The organism is Vagococcus sp. JNUCC 83 (assembly GCF_053667615.1).
In genome coordinates this window covers 507,983-523,873 of the sequence record NZ_CM132204.1, presented here as the reverse complement: position 1 = coordinate 523,873, position 15,891 = coordinate 507,983, and the positions used below count along the sequence as shown (strand labels likewise).

Annotated in this window: 13 protein-coding genes; all 13 read right to left on the bottom strand. The window is 33.5% G+C overall.

The window, feature by feature from the left end:
• Nucleotides 1–28: 28 nt before the first annotated feature.
• On the bottom strand, nucleotides 29–763 hold the full coding sequence (locus tag JNUCC83_RS02440) for a potassium channel family protein (RefSeq protein WP_454460657.1): 735 nt from the start codon (nucleotides 761–763) through the stop codon (nucleotides 29–31).
• Between the two features lie 20 nt (nucleotides 764–783).
• Nucleotides 784–5,025 carry an acyl-CoA dehydratase activase-related protein gene (locus JNUCC83_RS02435; RefSeq protein WP_454460656.1) on the bottom strand — a complete coding sequence of 1,414 codons (4,242 nt, stop codon included), beginning with the start codon at nucleotides 5,023–5,025 and terminating at the stop codon, nucleotides 784–786.
• A 150-nt stretch (nucleotides 5,026–5,175) separates the two neighbouring features.
• On the bottom strand, nucleotides 5,176–5,529 hold the full coding sequence (locus JNUCC83_RS02430) for a phage holin family protein (RefSeq protein WP_454460655.1): 354 nt from the start codon (nucleotides 5,527–5,529) through the stop codon (nucleotides 5,176–5,178).
• A complete protein-coding gene (locus JNUCC83_RS02425) occupies nucleotides 5,529–5,846 on the bottom strand; it encodes a PspC domain-containing protein (RefSeq protein WP_454460654.1) in 318 nt (105 codons plus the stop codon). The genes JNUCC83_RS02430 and JNUCC83_RS02425 overlap by 1 nt, the downstream gene beginning before the upstream one ends.
• Before the next feature lie 17 nt (nucleotides 5,847–5,863).
• Nucleotides 5,864–7,363, bottom strand: coding sequence for a daptomycin-sensing surface protein LiaX (gene liaX / locus JNUCC83_RS02420; RefSeq protein WP_454460653.1), 1,500 nt, complete (start codon nucleotides 7,361–7,363; stop codon nucleotides 5,864–5,866).
• Between the two features lie 184 nt (nucleotides 7,364–7,547).
• A complete protein-coding gene (locus JNUCC83_RS02415; protein ID WP_454460652.1) occupies nucleotides 7,548–8,849 on the bottom strand; it encodes a murein hydrolase activator EnvC family protein in 1,302 nt (433 codons plus the stop codon).
• Nucleotides 8,850–9,012: 163 nt separating this feature from the next.
• The gene (gene argH, locus JNUCC83_RS02410) at nucleotides 9,013–10,386 is read right to left on the bottom strand and encodes an argininosuccinate lyase (protein WP_454460651.1); all 1,374 of its coding nucleotides are present in this window, start codon (nucleotides 10,384–10,386) and stop codon (nucleotides 9,013–9,015) included.
• Nucleotides 10,387–10,390: 4 nt separating this feature from the next.
• Nucleotides 10,391–11,587: an argininosuccinate synthase gene (locus tag JNUCC83_RS02405; protein WP_454460650.1), complete on the bottom strand. Its 1,197-nt coding sequence runs from the start codon at nucleotides 11,585–11,587 to the stop codon at nucleotides 10,391–10,393.
• A 197-nt stretch (nucleotides 11,588–11,784) separates the two neighbouring features.
• Nucleotides 11,785–12,462: a phosphate signaling complex protein PhoU gene (gene phoU / locus JNUCC83_RS02400; RefSeq protein WP_454460649.1), complete on the bottom strand. Its 678-nt coding sequence runs from the start codon at nucleotides 12,460–12,462 to the stop codon at nucleotides 11,785–11,787.
• Between the two features lie 37 nt (nucleotides 12,463–12,499).
• Nucleotides 12,500–13,252 carry a phosphate ABC transporter ATP-binding protein PstB gene (gene pstB, locus JNUCC83_RS02395; RefSeq protein WP_454460648.1) on the bottom strand — a complete coding sequence of 251 codons (753 nt, stop codon included), beginning with the start codon at nucleotides 13,250–13,252 and terminating at the stop codon, nucleotides 12,500–12,502.
• Between the two features lie 11 nt (nucleotides 13,253–13,263).
• The gene (gene pstB / locus JNUCC83_RS02390; RefSeq protein ID WP_454460647.1) at nucleotides 13,264–14,073 is read right to left on the bottom strand and encodes a phosphate ABC transporter ATP-binding protein PstB; all 810 of its coding nucleotides are present in this window, start codon (nucleotides 14,071–14,073) and stop codon (nucleotides 13,264–13,266) included.
• 13 nt (nucleotides 14,074–14,086) lie between these two features.
• Nucleotides 14,087–14,971 carry a phosphate ABC transporter permease PstA gene (gene pstA, locus JNUCC83_RS02385; protein ID WP_454460646.1) on the bottom strand — a complete coding sequence of 295 codons (885 nt, stop codon included), beginning with the start codon at nucleotides 14,969–14,971 and terminating at the stop codon, nucleotides 14,087–14,089.
• Nucleotides 14,971–15,891, bottom strand: coding sequence for a phosphate ABC transporter permease subunit PstC (gene pstC / locus JNUCC83_RS02380; protein WP_454460645.1), 921 nt, complete (start codon nucleotides 15,889–15,891; stop codon nucleotides 14,971–14,973). The genes pstA and pstC overlap by 1 nt, the downstream gene beginning before the upstream one ends.

Here is a 15,891-nt window from a genome sequence, read left to right as displayed (position 1 = left end):
AGAAAAACACATCTCTATAAAAGATGTGCTAATCACTGATATCTTTATTATTTTCTTGTTTCTTTTTTTCCAATTGTAACCAAGCATCGATAATCTCTAAATCATCTTCACTGAATCGTTTTTCTTCCAGTAATTCTTGAATAATATCATCCGTTTTTTTATGTTTTGATTTTTTAGAGTGACTGAGAGCTCTTGTCAAACTACTTGTAAATGTTGAAATAATCCCTACACCTAAAATCATCAAAATGCCACCTATAATTCTACCTAGAAGAGTTTTAATAACGATATCTCCGTAACCAACAGTAGTCACAGTCTGCATCTCCCACCAAATCAAATCTTCATAGTTAGTAATCTCTGGTTCAATCCACAATAATGGCAAAGGTAGAAAAATAAATATAACTAAAAATATATTAAATAATTGCCCCGTTCCTGTTTCTCTTAATCGAAAAAATACCGGTAACACATATTTTTGTCCTAATGAAGTTAACTGAATTGCTTTAATAACTAAAGGAAAAAATTTGACTAAGCGAAACATATGATGAAACGGAATTATAGCTATAAAGTCAAAAAAATGATGTTTTATATAATCCTTTTTATCTTCTGTTTTAAAAAGCGTGTAAAATGTATCGATTGTAAATATGATTAAAATGATTGTATTGATAACTTCTTTGTGGCGAATATTTACAACATTCACCACAAAAGAAACAATCACTAAAAAAAACATCATAAACAAATAAAGTTTTTTAACCTTATGTGAATTCATTATCGTCTCCTATTTAAGTTCTAGACCTCAACTGTTGGCTGTAAATTCTTTTTAGCTGTTGCAAGCATCAATCGAATACGGTTTAGCTGATTCACAACTGATACTCCTGGGTCATAATCAATTGCTGCAATATTTGCTCCTGGGTATTGATGACGTAACTCTTTTATGACTCCTTTACCTACCACATGGTTTGGCAAACAGCCAAAAGGTTGCATACACACAATGTTATTCACACCTGTTTTAAGCAAATCAATCATTTCACCAGTTAAGAACCATCCTTCTCCCGTATGATTTCCTATTGATAATACTTTACTAGCATCATCTGCTAATTGTTTAATTGAATGAATACCGTTGAAACGCTTAGAGTTATTCAGCGCTTTTGACATTGGTTTTTCGATTTTTTCAATTAGTTTTATCGCAAATTCTGCATATGTTTTATTTTTCTTGGGCATACCTAGATTTTCATATTTCCATATTTGATTGTATAATGAATAATTCATAAATCCAATCAAATCAGGTACAACGACTTCTGCTCCCTCTTCTTCTAATAATCTAACTATATCATTATTAGCTGTCGGTGAATATTTAACAAAAATCTCTCCTACTATCCCTACTTTAGGTTTTATTGTTTCATGAAGTGGAATATTATCAAAGTCTTTAATGATTTTTTTCATGTTTTGGTTAAATAAGGTCAGTGAACCATTACGAACATTTTTTTCTACTTTCTTTAGCCATTCCACATGCAAGGCATCTATTTCCCCTTTATTAATCTCATATGGTCTTGTGCGGTATACTAATCGCTCAAATAAATCACCATATAAAACTGCGACTGCGATGCGTTTTAACATTGGTAATGTGAACTTGAATCCTGGATTTGTTTCAACACCTTTATTTCCTAAAGAAATAGAAACAATAGGAATTTTCCCAAAACCTGCCTCTTTTAAAGCTTTTCTTAATAATGGAATATAATTAGTCGCTCGACAGCCTCCACCAGTTTGTGTCATCATCACACTGACATTGTCTAAATCATATTCACCACTTTGTAACGCTTCAACCAATTGTCCTATTGATATAATAGCTGGATAGCAAGCGTCATTGTTAACGTATTTTAATCCAACATTTACGGCTTCTTTATCCATCATTGGTAAACAAACGACATGATATCCAGAAGACTCTAATGCTACATCAAATAAACCACTTTGATGGATTGGACTCAGCATTGGCATCAACAACGTGTGTTTTTTTCTCATTTCTTTAGTAAAGACTATTTTTTCAGGTTCTTCAAAATGAATGTCTGGTTCATATTTATTTTTTTCACGTTCCTTCATAGCTGCTTTTAATGAACGAATTCTAATTCTGATTGCTCCCAAATTAAGACCTTCATCTATTTTTAGGACTGTAAAAATTTTCCCATATTTATCCAATATTTCTTCGACTTGGTCTGTGGTGACTGCATCAATTCCACAACCAAATGAATTGAGTTGGACCATCTCTAAATGTTTATTTTTTCCTACAACTTTTGCTGCCGCATATAAACGAGAATGATAGACCCATTGATTAACGACACGTAAGTTATCCATCTCTTCTAAATGAGAAATACTGTCTTCAGTTAACACATGGAACCCTTCTTGAGTAATAATTTGTGAAATACCATGATTAATCTCAGGATCAATATGATAAGGTCTTCCTGCTAATACAATTCCCTTTTCGCCTTTTAAAGTTAACATACGTAACGTTTCTTCACCTTTTGCTCGGATATCCTCTTTAAAAGTCTCTAATTCATTGTAACCATGTGTCAATGCACTTTTTACCTCTTCTTGAGTCACACCAAAATCTTTAAAACATTCATAAAGCACAATAGCCACAGAATATGGATTGGCTAAATTTAAAAATGGGTTTCGGTAATCAACCTTACCTTCTCTAATGTCGTCCATATTATTACGTAACACATCAGGATAACTTTGTACAATCGGACAATTAAAGTGGTTATCTGCCGATTTTTCCTCTTGTCGCTCAAAAATCACTCCTGGATAAAAGATTAATGGGACCCCGTCATCTATCAAGGATTGAACATGACCGTGTGATAATTTGGCTGGGTAACAAACAGTATCGCTTGGAATAGTTTCCATTCCTCTTTCATAAACTGATTTATTAGATCTTGGAGATAATTTTACTTGGAATCCTAAATCCGTGAAAAATGTGTGCCATAATGGATAATTTTCATACATGTTTAACACACGAGGTAAGCCGATTTCTCCACGAGTTACTTCTTTTTTACGTAAAGGTTTATATTTAAATAATCGTTTGTATTTATAATCGACTAAATTTTCCTTTTTATCTTCTTTTTTAACTTTTATTCTAGCACCACGTTCGCACCTATTTCCTGTAATAAACTGGCGTCCATCTGAAAACAAAGTAACTGTTAGCATACAATGATTTTCACAAAGACCACAATCCATCCGATCTTTTTCCACTGATAATTCGTCAAGTTCGTCCAATGACAACAAAGTTGACTCGTCACCAAGTTCATAATCTTCAAGAGCAATCAGTGCCGCTCCAAAGGCTCCCATAAGACCAGCAATAGAAGGTCTCACCACTTCTCGTCCAACAAGTTGTTCAAACGCACGCAAGACTGACTCATTATAAAATGTTCCACCTTGACAAACTATTTTCTCACCTAACTCATCAGGACGTCTGACTTTTATTACTTTGTATAGGGCATTTTTTACTACTGAATAAGATAATCCGGCTGATATTTCACCAACAGAAGCCCCTTCTTTTTGCACTTGCTTAACTTTTGAATTCATAAACACCGTACATTTAGACCCTAAATCAACTGGGTGATTGGCTTCAAGTGCCAAGTCAGCAAAATCTTCCACACCATAATTCAATGATTTAGCAAACGATTCTATAAATGACCCACATCCAGACGAGCATGCTTCATTTAATTGAATAGATGACAAGACTCCATCTTTTATGGTCATAGCCTTCATATCTTGACCACCAATATCTAAAATAAAGTCAACTCCTGGGTTAAAATAATTTGCTGACTTATAATGAGCTACTGTTTCTACTTCACCTATGTCAATTTTTAAAGCATGTTGAATTAACTTTTCGCCATAGCCAGTAATCGCTGATTTTGCAATATAGGCAGTCTCAGGTAATTTTTTATAAACATCTTTAACAATACGGATGGTTGTCTCTAATGGTTCACCTTCATTGTTACCATAATACGAATAAAGTAAATTCCCTTCATCATCTATCAATGTTAGTTTGGTCGTCGTAGACCCTGCATCTATCCCTAAAAATACGGCTCCTTCATGAGTTGATAATTCTTTTTTACTGACCGAAGCTTGGGCATGTCTTTGACGAAATTCTTTCAAATCTTCAGTTGTTTCAAATAATGGTTCTAAACGATCAGAAGTTGATAATTCAGACATATTCTCTGTTTCCAACAAGTGAATAAAATCACTTAAACATCTAGACTTAGTTCCTTCTGAATCTAGTGCGGCTCCCATAGCAACAAACAACTGAGGGTTATCTGGAAAGATGACGTCTTCATCTTTGATGTCTAACGTTTCAATAAACCGTTGACGTAATTCTGACATAAAATAAAGAGGACCTCCTAAAAATGCAATTTTTCCTTTAATTTTTCGTCCAGAAGCTAAGCCAGCTATTGTTTGATTAACAACAGCTTGGAAAATACTTGCTGCAATATCTTCCTTTGCTGCCCCTTCATTAATCAAAGGTTGGACATCTGTTTTTGCAAATACTCCACACCTAGAAGCAATCGGATAAATAGTATGATAATTTTTTGCAAGTTCATTGACCCCATTAGCATCTGTTTTTAAAAGAGTCGCCATTTGATCAATAAACGCACCCGTTCCACCTGCACAACTACCATTCATTCGTTGTTCCATAGCACCATCAAAAAATGTAATCTTGGCATCTTCTCCACCTAGTTCAATCGCAACATCCGTTTCTGGAATAATTTCTTCAACGGTTTTTGTACAAGCAATGACTTCTTGGATAAAATCAATTGATAAAAGATCTGCTAGTCCAATCCCACCAGATCCAGTAATATTCATTGTTAACTCTTGATCACCAATCACTTCTTTAGCTTCTTTTAAAATAGTAATAGCTGCAGTTTTTACGTCGGAATAATGGCGTTCATATCTAGAAAATAAAACGTCATTTTCTTCATTTATCACAACTAATTTAACAGTGGTTGATCCCACATCAATCCCTGAACGTAATGCCATTAATTTCCCTACTTTCTTTATCTCTTTGATTCAACAGTTTCATAAATACTAGTTTAAATCAATTAATAAAAAAAATCTAGCAAAGTCCTAGTTTCATACCATCCATAATACAAAAAAAGCGCTTAGCGATTAACACTAAGCACTTTTATTTTAATAACGTTCTACATGTTTATTAACAACAATTGAATTAATTAATGATAATAGTAAGGAAATAAAAACAGCTGCACCTAAACTTGAAAAGGCAAAATTTTGCTCCCCTACAATCACTGATGTAAATTTTAGCATGATACCATTTATAACAAAGCTAAATAATCCAAATGTTATTAACGTAATAGGTAAAGATAAAATATGCAAAATCGGTTTGACTAAAAAATTTAATGCTGACAACACGATACTCGCAACAACAGCAATCATAAAACTATTAACGTAGAACATTGATGGAAATAACACTGACAAAGAAATAAATGCCAGTGTATTAATAATCAGACGTTGGAAATACGTCACTAAAAGTCACTCCAGTCATCTTCTTCTACTTTTTTAGCTTCTTTACGCGGTCTTTTTGTTCGATATTTTTCAGAAGAATCCTCATAGGGATGAGAATATCCTTCATAAGGAGAACGTGGTTGACGTGGCTTGTTTGAAGCTGGAACTATTAATGCCAAAATAATGTACAAAACGATTGGAGAACCAAACGTAAACATAGATAAAATAACATAAATAATCCTTACTAAAGTTGGGTCAATATTAAAATATTCTGCAATCCCCGCCAACGTTCCTGTTAAAACAATGTTACTATTTGATTTAGTTAATTTTCTACTCATTTTAATCACTCCATCTATTAGTCATTATCCTTTAAGTAAATACTTCCTGTTGTTGTATTTAAAGATAATTGAACTATCTCTTCTTCTTGACGAACGAAATCAACTAGTTGATTCATACGTTCTTTCTTTTCTTTCAAAATATCAATTTTTTCTAATCGATTTTTTATCGAACCAAAGTTAGTCTGACAACTTGCTTGAACTCCTAAATCTTTTGCTAATGACACTTTGATATCACCGTTCACTACAGTTGCTTTAATTTTTTTTGGCGTTGCATCTTTTGATGTGATTTTTATTGCACCATTAATAAGTGACATGCTTGTATGTACAATAGATGATTTACTTACCACTTCACCGTTGACCGTTTGACCTATAAAATCAACAATTTCGCTTTCTTCCACTTTGATGTCCCCGTTAACACCTTCAACTTCTAACATAGTTGCTTTCACACGATTAATGGTCATTTTTCCATTAGTTGATTTTAAGAAAATATCCCCAAGTAACATATCTTCCACTTTGATATCACCATTTAACATTTTTACTGATACATGATCAAATAGATGTTTTGGTAAGAAAAATTCTAAATCACAACTTAATCGTTTGTTAGGAATCTGGAATGAAATATTTTCTTCATCCACAACGATTTCACTGCGCTCGATAAATGCTTCAAATGGTGTATTGTTATTTAATTTACCATAGAATTTAATATTGGCAATAACCTTTACATCTGGTTGATTCCACGTTTTAAACGTCACTTTCCCATTAGCAACTTTTACATCAATTAATGTCGCTGTACTATTTGGGTATAAAAATTCGTGAGTAAACGAATGACTACTTACTCCTGGAACTTTAATATTGACGTCTTTCCATTCAACATTATCAGAAACTGTTGAGCTGACAGCATCCACAGTTTTCTTTAAAAACTCACCAAAGTATTTTCCAGCCTCTTCTACTTTTCCAGTTGCCTGATTCAGTTTCTCATTTGTTTGTTCTTTCCACTCTTTTGGAATGTCAAAGCCTAAGATTTTTTCGGTATTTTGTGTTTCTTTTCTTTCGTTTTTAATGTGTTTTAATTCTTCATTTAATTCTGCCTTTTCTGCTGTAAGTTGTATATCAGTTTCCTTCAAATACGCTAAATCTTTCTTTAATTGTTCACGTTCGGCTTCTTTTTCCGGTGGCAGTGTATCTAAATCTTCCATTGTATCAAATACCATTAACTGTTCTTCAATTTCACGAATGTCTTGTCTAAGGCCTTGAATTTCAACTGTCAGTTCATCATATTCAACTGATTTTCTATTTTCCTCTTCAGCTAATTTTTCTAATATTTTTTCCAATGCTTTACTATCGTTATAACTAGCTTGTTCTTTTTCTTCAGACGTTTTATAATTTACCAATTTTGCTTCATTATCAATTAATTTCTCATCTTTTTCAGTTGCGATATTTTCCAAAAGAACTAATGCCTCTTCAGTAGTTAAGATACCTTGTTTTACTAATTCTAATATTCTTTCACGTTCGTTCATAATATATCCTCCTCTTGAGTTCTTTATCTAAGCATTTCTAACCTACACTCATATTATGTCTCATTTTTAAACAAATGTCATAGGACTTGAGTTGGATTTATCACTGTATACCAAGACTTATTATGCTATCATCCTAAAAAATAAAAACCTTAAAAACTAAGTTTAAGGTTTTTAATATCGGAAATTAAAATGACAAAATTGAAGAAGGATCCATAAATCCACTCCATAAACCAGAACTAATACCAAAATGTAAATGGGCACCTGTTGAGTTACCGGTTGATCCAACCGTTCCAATCGTTTGCCCTGCTTCAACAACAGAGCCAACACTTGTTCCAATACTTGTCATATGCATATAGTAAGTATATAAGCCGTTATCATGTAAAATAATCACATGGTTACCAGCACTTGGATGGTAGCTTGCTTCCACGACTTCACCCGCTCGAGAGGCTAATATTGGTGTCCCTGCAGAAGTCGCTAAATCAATCCCATCATGTTGACTACCTGAATAACCTGTAGGATCTGTTCTTGATCCAAATCCACTTGTAATGGTGTAACCGCCCGCTAATGGAAGTGAAAAACCTCCTTGACTAGGTAAAGAGACCACTTCTTTTTCTTGCTCTTCTGATTGAGAATTATTGCTCTTTCCAATAGCACTTGATTGTTTAGACGGAGAAATACTATCATTCGCCTCAAGTTGTTTCGCTTCAGCTTCTTTTTGTTCTTTTTCACGTTGTTCTTTTAAGGCTTTTTCCGCAGCCGTTTGTTTTTCAGCTAATTCTTTTAGTCGTTTCTTATTTTCAGCTGCAATACGCTCCGCCTCAGCTTTTTGGGATTGTAATTCAGATTTATTACTTGACTCTTTTGACAACTCCTTAAGGATTGTTTCAGCTAATTTTACTTGAGTTGCTTTATTTTGTTCTAATTCATTTTGTTTCGTTTTTAATTTTTCAGCGGTTTTGTTGACATCCTCAACTTTTTTGTTTAATGTCTCTTTTTTCTCCGCTAAAACTTTTTTATCTTTTTTTTGTGCTTCCATCACATCTTTGTTAGCTGACACTAACTTTGTGTACGCCATTGTACGACTCAATGCATCAGAGATTGATTCTGATTCTAAGATAACACTCATCAAATCTTGATCTTCCTGATTAAGTTGGGCAGAACGCGCCTGACTTTCAATCTGTTTGTTACGTTTTTCAATAATGACAGTTAAATCATCAATTTCTTTTGTTAAAGTATTAATTTCTTTTTCAAGTGACACTTTTTCAGATAAAACATTATCAATATCTGTATCTAAATTTTTTATAGTCGTATTTAATTCTTCTAACGTTCTATCTGATTCATTTTTCTTTGATGTTAACTCATCTATTTTCTTTTGAGAGTCTTCTATTTTTTTATCAACATTATCAGCATGAATAACAGCTGGACAAACAAATCCAGATAGGGTTGTTGTTAACAAGGTTACAGCTAAAACTTTTTTGAATTTCATATATCATTTAACTCCAATTCTATCTATTATATTATAAACTATAACATAAAATCTCCATTAATTTGTTACAAAAAAATTACATTTTTTAATCAAACTGAGATATCATTACTTTTTTGAAACATAATAAAAAAATCGCTATTAAATAACGATTTTTCTATAACTTTCATTCTTTTTTTGCTTGTTCAATTTGCTGATATACTTGTTTAAATCCTGTTCCACCATAACTATTTCTTCTTGCTACTGCAGTTTTTGAGGTTAATATTTCAAATATATCTTCATCAATCAACTCAGACAATTCTCTATACTTACTTAACGAGATATCCTGTAAATAAATACCTGATTGTGTACATTCTAAAACTAATGAGCCAACAATTTCATGTGCTTGTCTAAAAGGTATCCCTTTTTTAGCTAAATAATCGGCTAACTCAGTTGCATTTGAAAAATCTTTTTCTGTGGCATGAAGCATTCTTTTTTCATCAACACTCATTGTATCAAGTATTCTTGCTAAAATATCCAACGATACACTAATCGTCTCCACAGTGTCAAACATTCCTTCTTTATCTTCTTGTAAATCTTTATTGTATGCTAATGGTAATGACTTCATGACCGTTAAAAGTGACAATAAATTCCCATATATCCTACCAGTTTTTCCACGAATCAACTCAGCCATATCTGGATTCTTTTTCTGTGGCATAATAGAAGAACCTGTCGAAAAGGTGTCTGACAATGACACGTATTGATATTCATTAGAACACCATAAAATAATTTCTTCACACATTCGCGACATATGCATTATTAAAATGCTAGCATTTGATAAAAACTCTAGTATGAAATCTCTATCTGACACAGCATCTAATGAATTACTATAAATATCCGAAAATCCCATTAATTCAGCAGTTAATTCTCTATCAATAGGAAAAGTAGTGCCTGCCAAAGCTGCTGCTCCTAGAGGCGATATGTCAGTGTGCTTAATATTAAATTCAAATCGCTCACTATCTCTTTTAAACATGCTCTCATACGCCATAAAGTAATGTCCTAAAGAAATAGGCTGGGCATGTTGTAGATGTGTGTAGCCTGGCATAATTGTTTCAACATGTTTTTCTGCTAAACTCACCAATACTTGACGCAAAGCCTGTATTTTTTTAATAATGATATCAAGATGATATTTCAAATATAGATGCATATCTGTCGCTACTTGATCATTTCTTGAACGAGCCGTATGTAGCTTACCTGCTATCTCGCCAATCTTTTTAGTTAGTAGAACTTCAATATTCATATGAATGTCTTCATTAGTTACATCAAAAACTAACTTTCCCTGCTGATAATCATCTAGCAATTCTTTTAAACCATTGACTATTGTATTGGAGTCCTCTTCGGAAATAATCCCTGTTTTTCCAAGCATGGTTGCATGAGCAATAGAGCCTTTTAAATCAAATTCTGCCATTTTTTGATCAAATAATATAGATGCACCAAATTCTTCTACCCAATCTTCCAAGCTTTGCTCAAATCGGCCACCCCAAAGTTTTTCATTTTTCATAAAATCACTCCTTCGGGTCGTTAACTTCAGCATTAACTTTTGTTGGTAGTCCCCACAACTTAATAAATCCTATCGCTGCATCTTGATCAAATGTGTCTGAGCTTGTGTAAGTTGCTAAGTTTTCATCATACAATGAATTGGGTGATTTTCTTGCAACAACTGTCGCATTTCCTTTGTACAATTTTACTTTAGCTATTCCATTAACAACTTTTTGGGTTTCTTTAATATAGGCTAAAATGGCTTGTGTCGCTGGATTAAACCATAAAGCATTATAGATTAAATTTGATAACTCATTTTCTAAAATAGGTTTAAAATGAGAAACCTCACGAACTAATGTCAAATCCTCAATTTCTTTATGAGCAGTTAACAAAGTGATTGCTCCCGGGCATTCATAAATTTCACGAGATTTTATACCAACTAAACGATTTTCTACATGATCAATTCTTCCAACCCCATGTTTTCCAGCAATCTCATTTAATGTTTGAATCAGCTCAGCTAAACTATAATTTTCCCCATTAAGACTCACTGGAACGCCTTTTTCAAACGTAATGTCAATATATTCTGGCTTATCTGGTGCTTTTTCTGGAGATACTGTCAATGCAAAAGCTTCTTCTGGCGCTTCATTCCATGGGTTTTCTAAAACACCACATTCATTCGCTCTGCCCCACAGATTTTGGTCAACAGAATAAGGATTATCTAAATCAGCTGGGACAGGAACGCCATTTTCTTTTGCATAATTAATTTCTTCTTCACGTGACCACTTCCACTCACGCACAGGAGCGATGACTTTAATTTTTGGGTCTAGTGATGCGATGGCTACTTCAAATCGTACTTGGTCATTTCCTTTTCCTGTACAGCCATGAGCAATCACTGTTGCATCAACTTGATGTGCCAACTCAACTAATTTTTTTGAAATAAGCGGTCGACTTAACGCCGAAACAAGTGGGTATTTTTGCTCATAATATGCATGAGCTTGTAGTGCTGGTAAAACAAATTCTGTGGCAAATTCTTCACGTACATCGATAACGTAAGATTCGATGGCTCCAACAGTTAATGCTTTTTCTTTAATAAAGTCTAAATCTTTGCCTTCACCAACATCTAAACAAACAGCAACGACATCATAATCTTTTTTTAACCAACTTATCGCAACGGAAGTATCTAATCCTCCAGAATATGCTAATACAACTTTCTCTTTTACCATATATTATCCCTCCATAATTACTTGTTAAATTATGTTCAATAATATACGTTTTACTTTCTAAAGTCAACATAAATATGCATTATTTTCAAATTAAATTAAATATTTATTCTTAAAAAAGACCTTTTAAATCATAAAAAAAGGATAAAACGCATAAAAAACCACTGATACATAAAATACATCAGTGGTTTTTATTTATATTATTCATCTTCATGCATGGTTGCGGCTAATTCGGATATTTTACCTGTTCGTAAATAAATAATCCATTCACATATATTACATACATAGTCACCAATACGTTCTAAGTAACCTGCTACTTGTAAATAATCAGCCCCTACAATAACTGTTTCAGTATCTTGTTCCATTGCTTTAATTGAATGACGATAGATAGATTTAAAATAATCATTCGTCACTTTATCGCTTTGAGCAATTTTGATGGCTTTATCACTATCTGTGTGAATATAAGCATCTAAAACTGTGCTAACCATTCCCATAACGTGTGTTGCCATATCTGAAATTTCTTCCTCGATTGATAACACTCGTTTATTCCCTTTTAAACGAATTGTTGCTTTAGCGATGGAAACGGCATGGTCTCCCATACGTTCTAAGTCTGAGCTTGCTTTCATGATTGTTACAATACGTCTTAAATCTGTTGTTACAGGTTGTTGCAAAGCAATCATTTCAAAACTCTTCTTCTCAAGCCCTAACTCTTGGGCATTAATTTGTCCATCAGCTTCTATGACATCTTTAGCCATTGATTTATCGTGGTCAATAAATGCGCGCACAGAATTACTAATAGCCGTATTAACATCATTTCCCATGTGTTCAAATTTATCATGTAAATTTTGTAAATCTTCTTCAAACTGGCTTCTAAGCATGTTCTTCATCTCCTTTATAAACATAATTATCTTTAGTTTATCCAAATTTTCCAGTAATATAATCTTCTGTTTCTTTTTGACTTGGGTTTAAGAATATTTTTTTTGTTTTATCATACTCAATTAAATCACCGTTTAAAAAGAAAGCTGTTTTATCAGATATACGAGAAGCTTGTTGCATGTTATGTGTCACCATAATCATTGTGTAGTCATCTTTTAATTCTAACAGCATATTTTCTATTTTACCACTAGAAACTGGATCCAAGGCACTGGTTGGCTCATCTAATAAAATAACTTCTGGTTGAACAGCTAATACACGAGCTATACAAACACGTTGTTGTTGCCCACCTGATAAAGACAAAGCACTTTTATTTAACTTATCTTTAACGTCATCCCAAACAGCGGCTGCTTTTAAGCTTTCTTCAACAATTCGGTCTAGCTCTTCTTTTGTATGTTTTCCTTCAAGTCTTAGTCCATAGATAACATTTTCATATATACTAAATGGAAATGGATTTGGTTGTTGAAATACCATCCCAATTTGTTTACGTAGCGTTACAATGTCTGTTTTTGGACTATAGATATCATTATCCTTATATGTAACTTTCCCTGTGATGGTCACTGAAGGAATTAAGTCATTCATGCGATTTAACGTTCTTAAAAAGGTCGATTTACCACAGCCAGACGGTCCTATCAGTGCAGTGATACCGCCTTGATCAAAATCCATTGTGATGCCTTTTAACGCTTCATTTTCACCATAATATAAATGCAAATCATTTGATTCAATAATAGACATATTTTTTCCCCCTAACCAAAGTGACCTGAGACATAGTCTTCGGTTGCTTGTATTTTTGGACGAGTGAATATTTTTTTAGTTTGATCATATTCTAACACTTTTCCCATGTAAAAGAAGGCCGTATAATCGCTAATACGAGAAGCTTGTTGCATATTATGCGTTACAATAACTATCGTGTAATCTTCTTTTAAGTTAATTAATGTCTCTTCCACTTTACTTGTTGAAATAGGGTCTAACGCACTAGCGGGTTCATCTAACAATAAGATATCTGGTTTCATAGCAATCGCACGTGCAATACATAAACGCTGTTGTTGTCCACCTGATAAAGCTAGTGCACTCTTATGTAAGTTATCTTTTACTTGATCCCATAAAGCCGCTTGTTTTAAACTCGTTTCGACTGCTTCATCTAGTTTTTTCTTGTCTTTTAAACCATGTCTTTTTAAAGCAAAGGTAATATTTTCATAAATTGATTTACTGAATGGATTAGGTCTTTGAAATACCATCCCTATATGCTTTCTCATCTCATATACATCAATTTTTGATGAATTAATATCAGTATTTTTATATATAATATCACCAGTTACTTTTGTGCCATCTATCTGGTCATTCATACGATTTAATGATCGAAGGTACGTTGACTTACCACAACCAGATGGTCCTATTAGTGACGTAATCTTATTTTTTTCAAATTGTAATGACACACCTTTAATGGCTTCATTTTGACCATACCAAACATGTATGTCTTTGGTCTCTAACGCAATCTCTTGATTTGTTGGATCCATTGTAATGATATGCGTCTCATCAGTATTATAAGTTTTCATCTAAATCCCCAATCTAAGCTGATGTAATTTTTTTATGAAGTTTCTTACCTAAAAATCGTGCTAAAAAGTTAAACAGTAAAACAGCTATAATTAATACTGCTGATGCTCCAGCAGATACCTGTGCACCGTCTGGCATATTCCCTTCACTGTTAATTTTCCAAATATGAACAGCAAGTGTTTCTGCTTGTCTAAAAATATTTAATGGACTAGAAATACTCATTGGGTTCCAATTTGTAAAGTCTAAGGCAGGCGCACTTTGTCCAGCAGTATAAATCAATGCGGCAGCTTCACCGAAGATACGACCTGCTCCTAAGATAACCCCTGTTAAAATACCTGGTAGTGCTTCTGGAATAACCACACGAGTGACTGTTTCCCATCTTGATAAACCAAGAGCCAGTCCAGCTTCACGTTGTGTATAATGTACAGCTTTTAAAGATTCTTCCACATTTCTTGTTAAAAGTGGCAAGTTAAAAAACGTTAATGCTAAGGCTCCAGATATAATAGAAAATCCTAACCCTGCCTGAATAACAAATACTAAAAATCCAAATAAACCAACTACTACTGATGGTAGAGAACTTAATACTTCAATAGCAGTACGAATTGCACTGGTAAAAAAGTTTTTCTTAGCGTATTCAGACAAATAAATTCCAGCACCTAATGAAATAGGAATACTTATCAACATTGTAATAAACAATAAATAAAATGAGTTAAAGAGCTGTATACCAATTCCACCACCAGCTTGGAAACTTTTAGATGGTGTTGTTAAAAAACTCCAACTGATATGTGGTAACCCTCTAACTAAAATATAAAGAATTAAACTAGCAAGGATTAATATAATAATACCTGCAATGGCGTACAAAGCACCTGTTGCAATTTTATCTGCCTTCTTTGCATTCATTATTTCATCTCTCCTTTTTTACCAATCAATCGAGTCACAATATTAAAGAACAATGACATAAGTAATAGTAATAAAGCTAATGACCATAGTGCATTATTTTCAAGTGTTCCCATCACCGTATTACCTATTCCCATCGTCAATACACTGGTTAGTGTAGAAGCTGGTGTAATCAGGTTATGAGGCATTAGTGAGGCATTACCAATGACCATTTGAATCGCCAAAGCTTCACCAAAAGCTCGAGCCATACCAAACACAACAGCTGTTAAAATACCTGGAATCGCTGCACGTAATACTACTTTATAAATAGTTTGCCAACGCGTCGCACCTAAAGCTAACGATGCTTCACGATAATGTCTAGGAACAGCTTTTAACGCATCTACTGTCATAGAAGTAACAGTTGGTAAAATCATAACAAATAACACAAATGTTCCGGCTAAAATACCAAATCCAGAACCTCCAAATACGCTACGGACTGCCGGTACAACAACAGACAATCCTATAAAGCCATAAACAACAGAGGGAATACCAACCAATAATTCAATAACTGGTTGTAATACTTTTGTTCCTAACTTTGGTGAAATTTCTGTCATAAAAACAGCTGCACCAATGGCAAACGGTGTGGCAATAATTGCTGATAATAGTGTGACAATAAATGAGCCAGCTATCATAGGTAAAGCACCCACTAATGGTTTACCAGACTCACTCACTGAACCTGGATTCCACTCTTTACCAAATAAAAAATCAAAAATATTTACTTTATCTTTAAAAAATGTAGCAAATCCTTTACTGGCAACAAAGTAAAATATAGCCACTACGACAACAACAATAAATAAGATTGCGATAAAACTAATTGTCTTACCAAATTGTTCTAACTTCGCCTTCTTCGACTTTTTTAGCAATTTGCTTTGAATATCTTCCAA

Excerpts from the sequence above, each read along its gene's own strand:
- JNUCC83_RS02440 (WP_454460657.1), bottom strand. The coding sequence starts at position 763 with ATGAATTCACATAAGGTTAAAAAACTTTATTTGTTTATGATGTTTTTT.
- JNUCC83_RS02435 (WP_454460656.1), bottom strand. The coding sequence starts at position 5,025 with ATGGCATTACGTTCAGGGATTGATGTGGGATCAACCACTGTTAAATTA.
- JNUCC83_RS02425 (WP_454460654.1), bottom strand. The coding sequence starts at position 5,846 with ATGAGTAGAAAATTAACTAAATCAAATAGTAACATTGTTTTAACAGGA.
- liaX (WP_454460653.1), bottom strand. The coding sequence starts at position 7,363 with ATGAACGAACGTGAAAGAATATTAGAATTAGTAAAACAAGGTATCTTA.
- JNUCC83_RS02415 (WP_454460652.1), bottom strand. The coding sequence starts at position 8,849 with ATGAAATTCAAAAAAGTTTTAGCTGTAACCTTGTTAACAACAACCCTA.
- argH (WP_454460651.1), bottom strand. The coding sequence starts at position 10,386 with ATGAAAAATGAAAAACTTTGGGGTGGCCGATTTGAGCAAAGCTTGGAA.
- JNUCC83_RS02405 (WP_454460650.1), bottom strand. The coding sequence starts at position 11,587 with ATGGTAAAAGAGAAAGTTGTATTAGCATATTCTGGAGGATTAGATACT.
- phoU (WP_454460649.1), bottom strand. The coding sequence starts at position 12,462 with ATGCTTAGAAGCCAGTTTGAAGAAGATTTACAAAATTTACATGATAAA.
- pstB (WP_454460648.1), bottom strand. The coding sequence starts at position 13,252 with ATGTCTATTATTGAATCAAATGATTTGCATTTATATTATGGTGAAAAT.
- pstB (WP_454460647.1), bottom strand. The coding sequence starts at position 14,073 with ATGAAAACTTATAATACTGATGAGACGCATATCATTACAATGGATCCA.
- pstA (WP_454460646.1), bottom strand. The coding sequence starts at position 14,971 with ATGAATGCAAAGAAGGCAGATAAAATTGCAACAGGTGCTTTGTACGCC.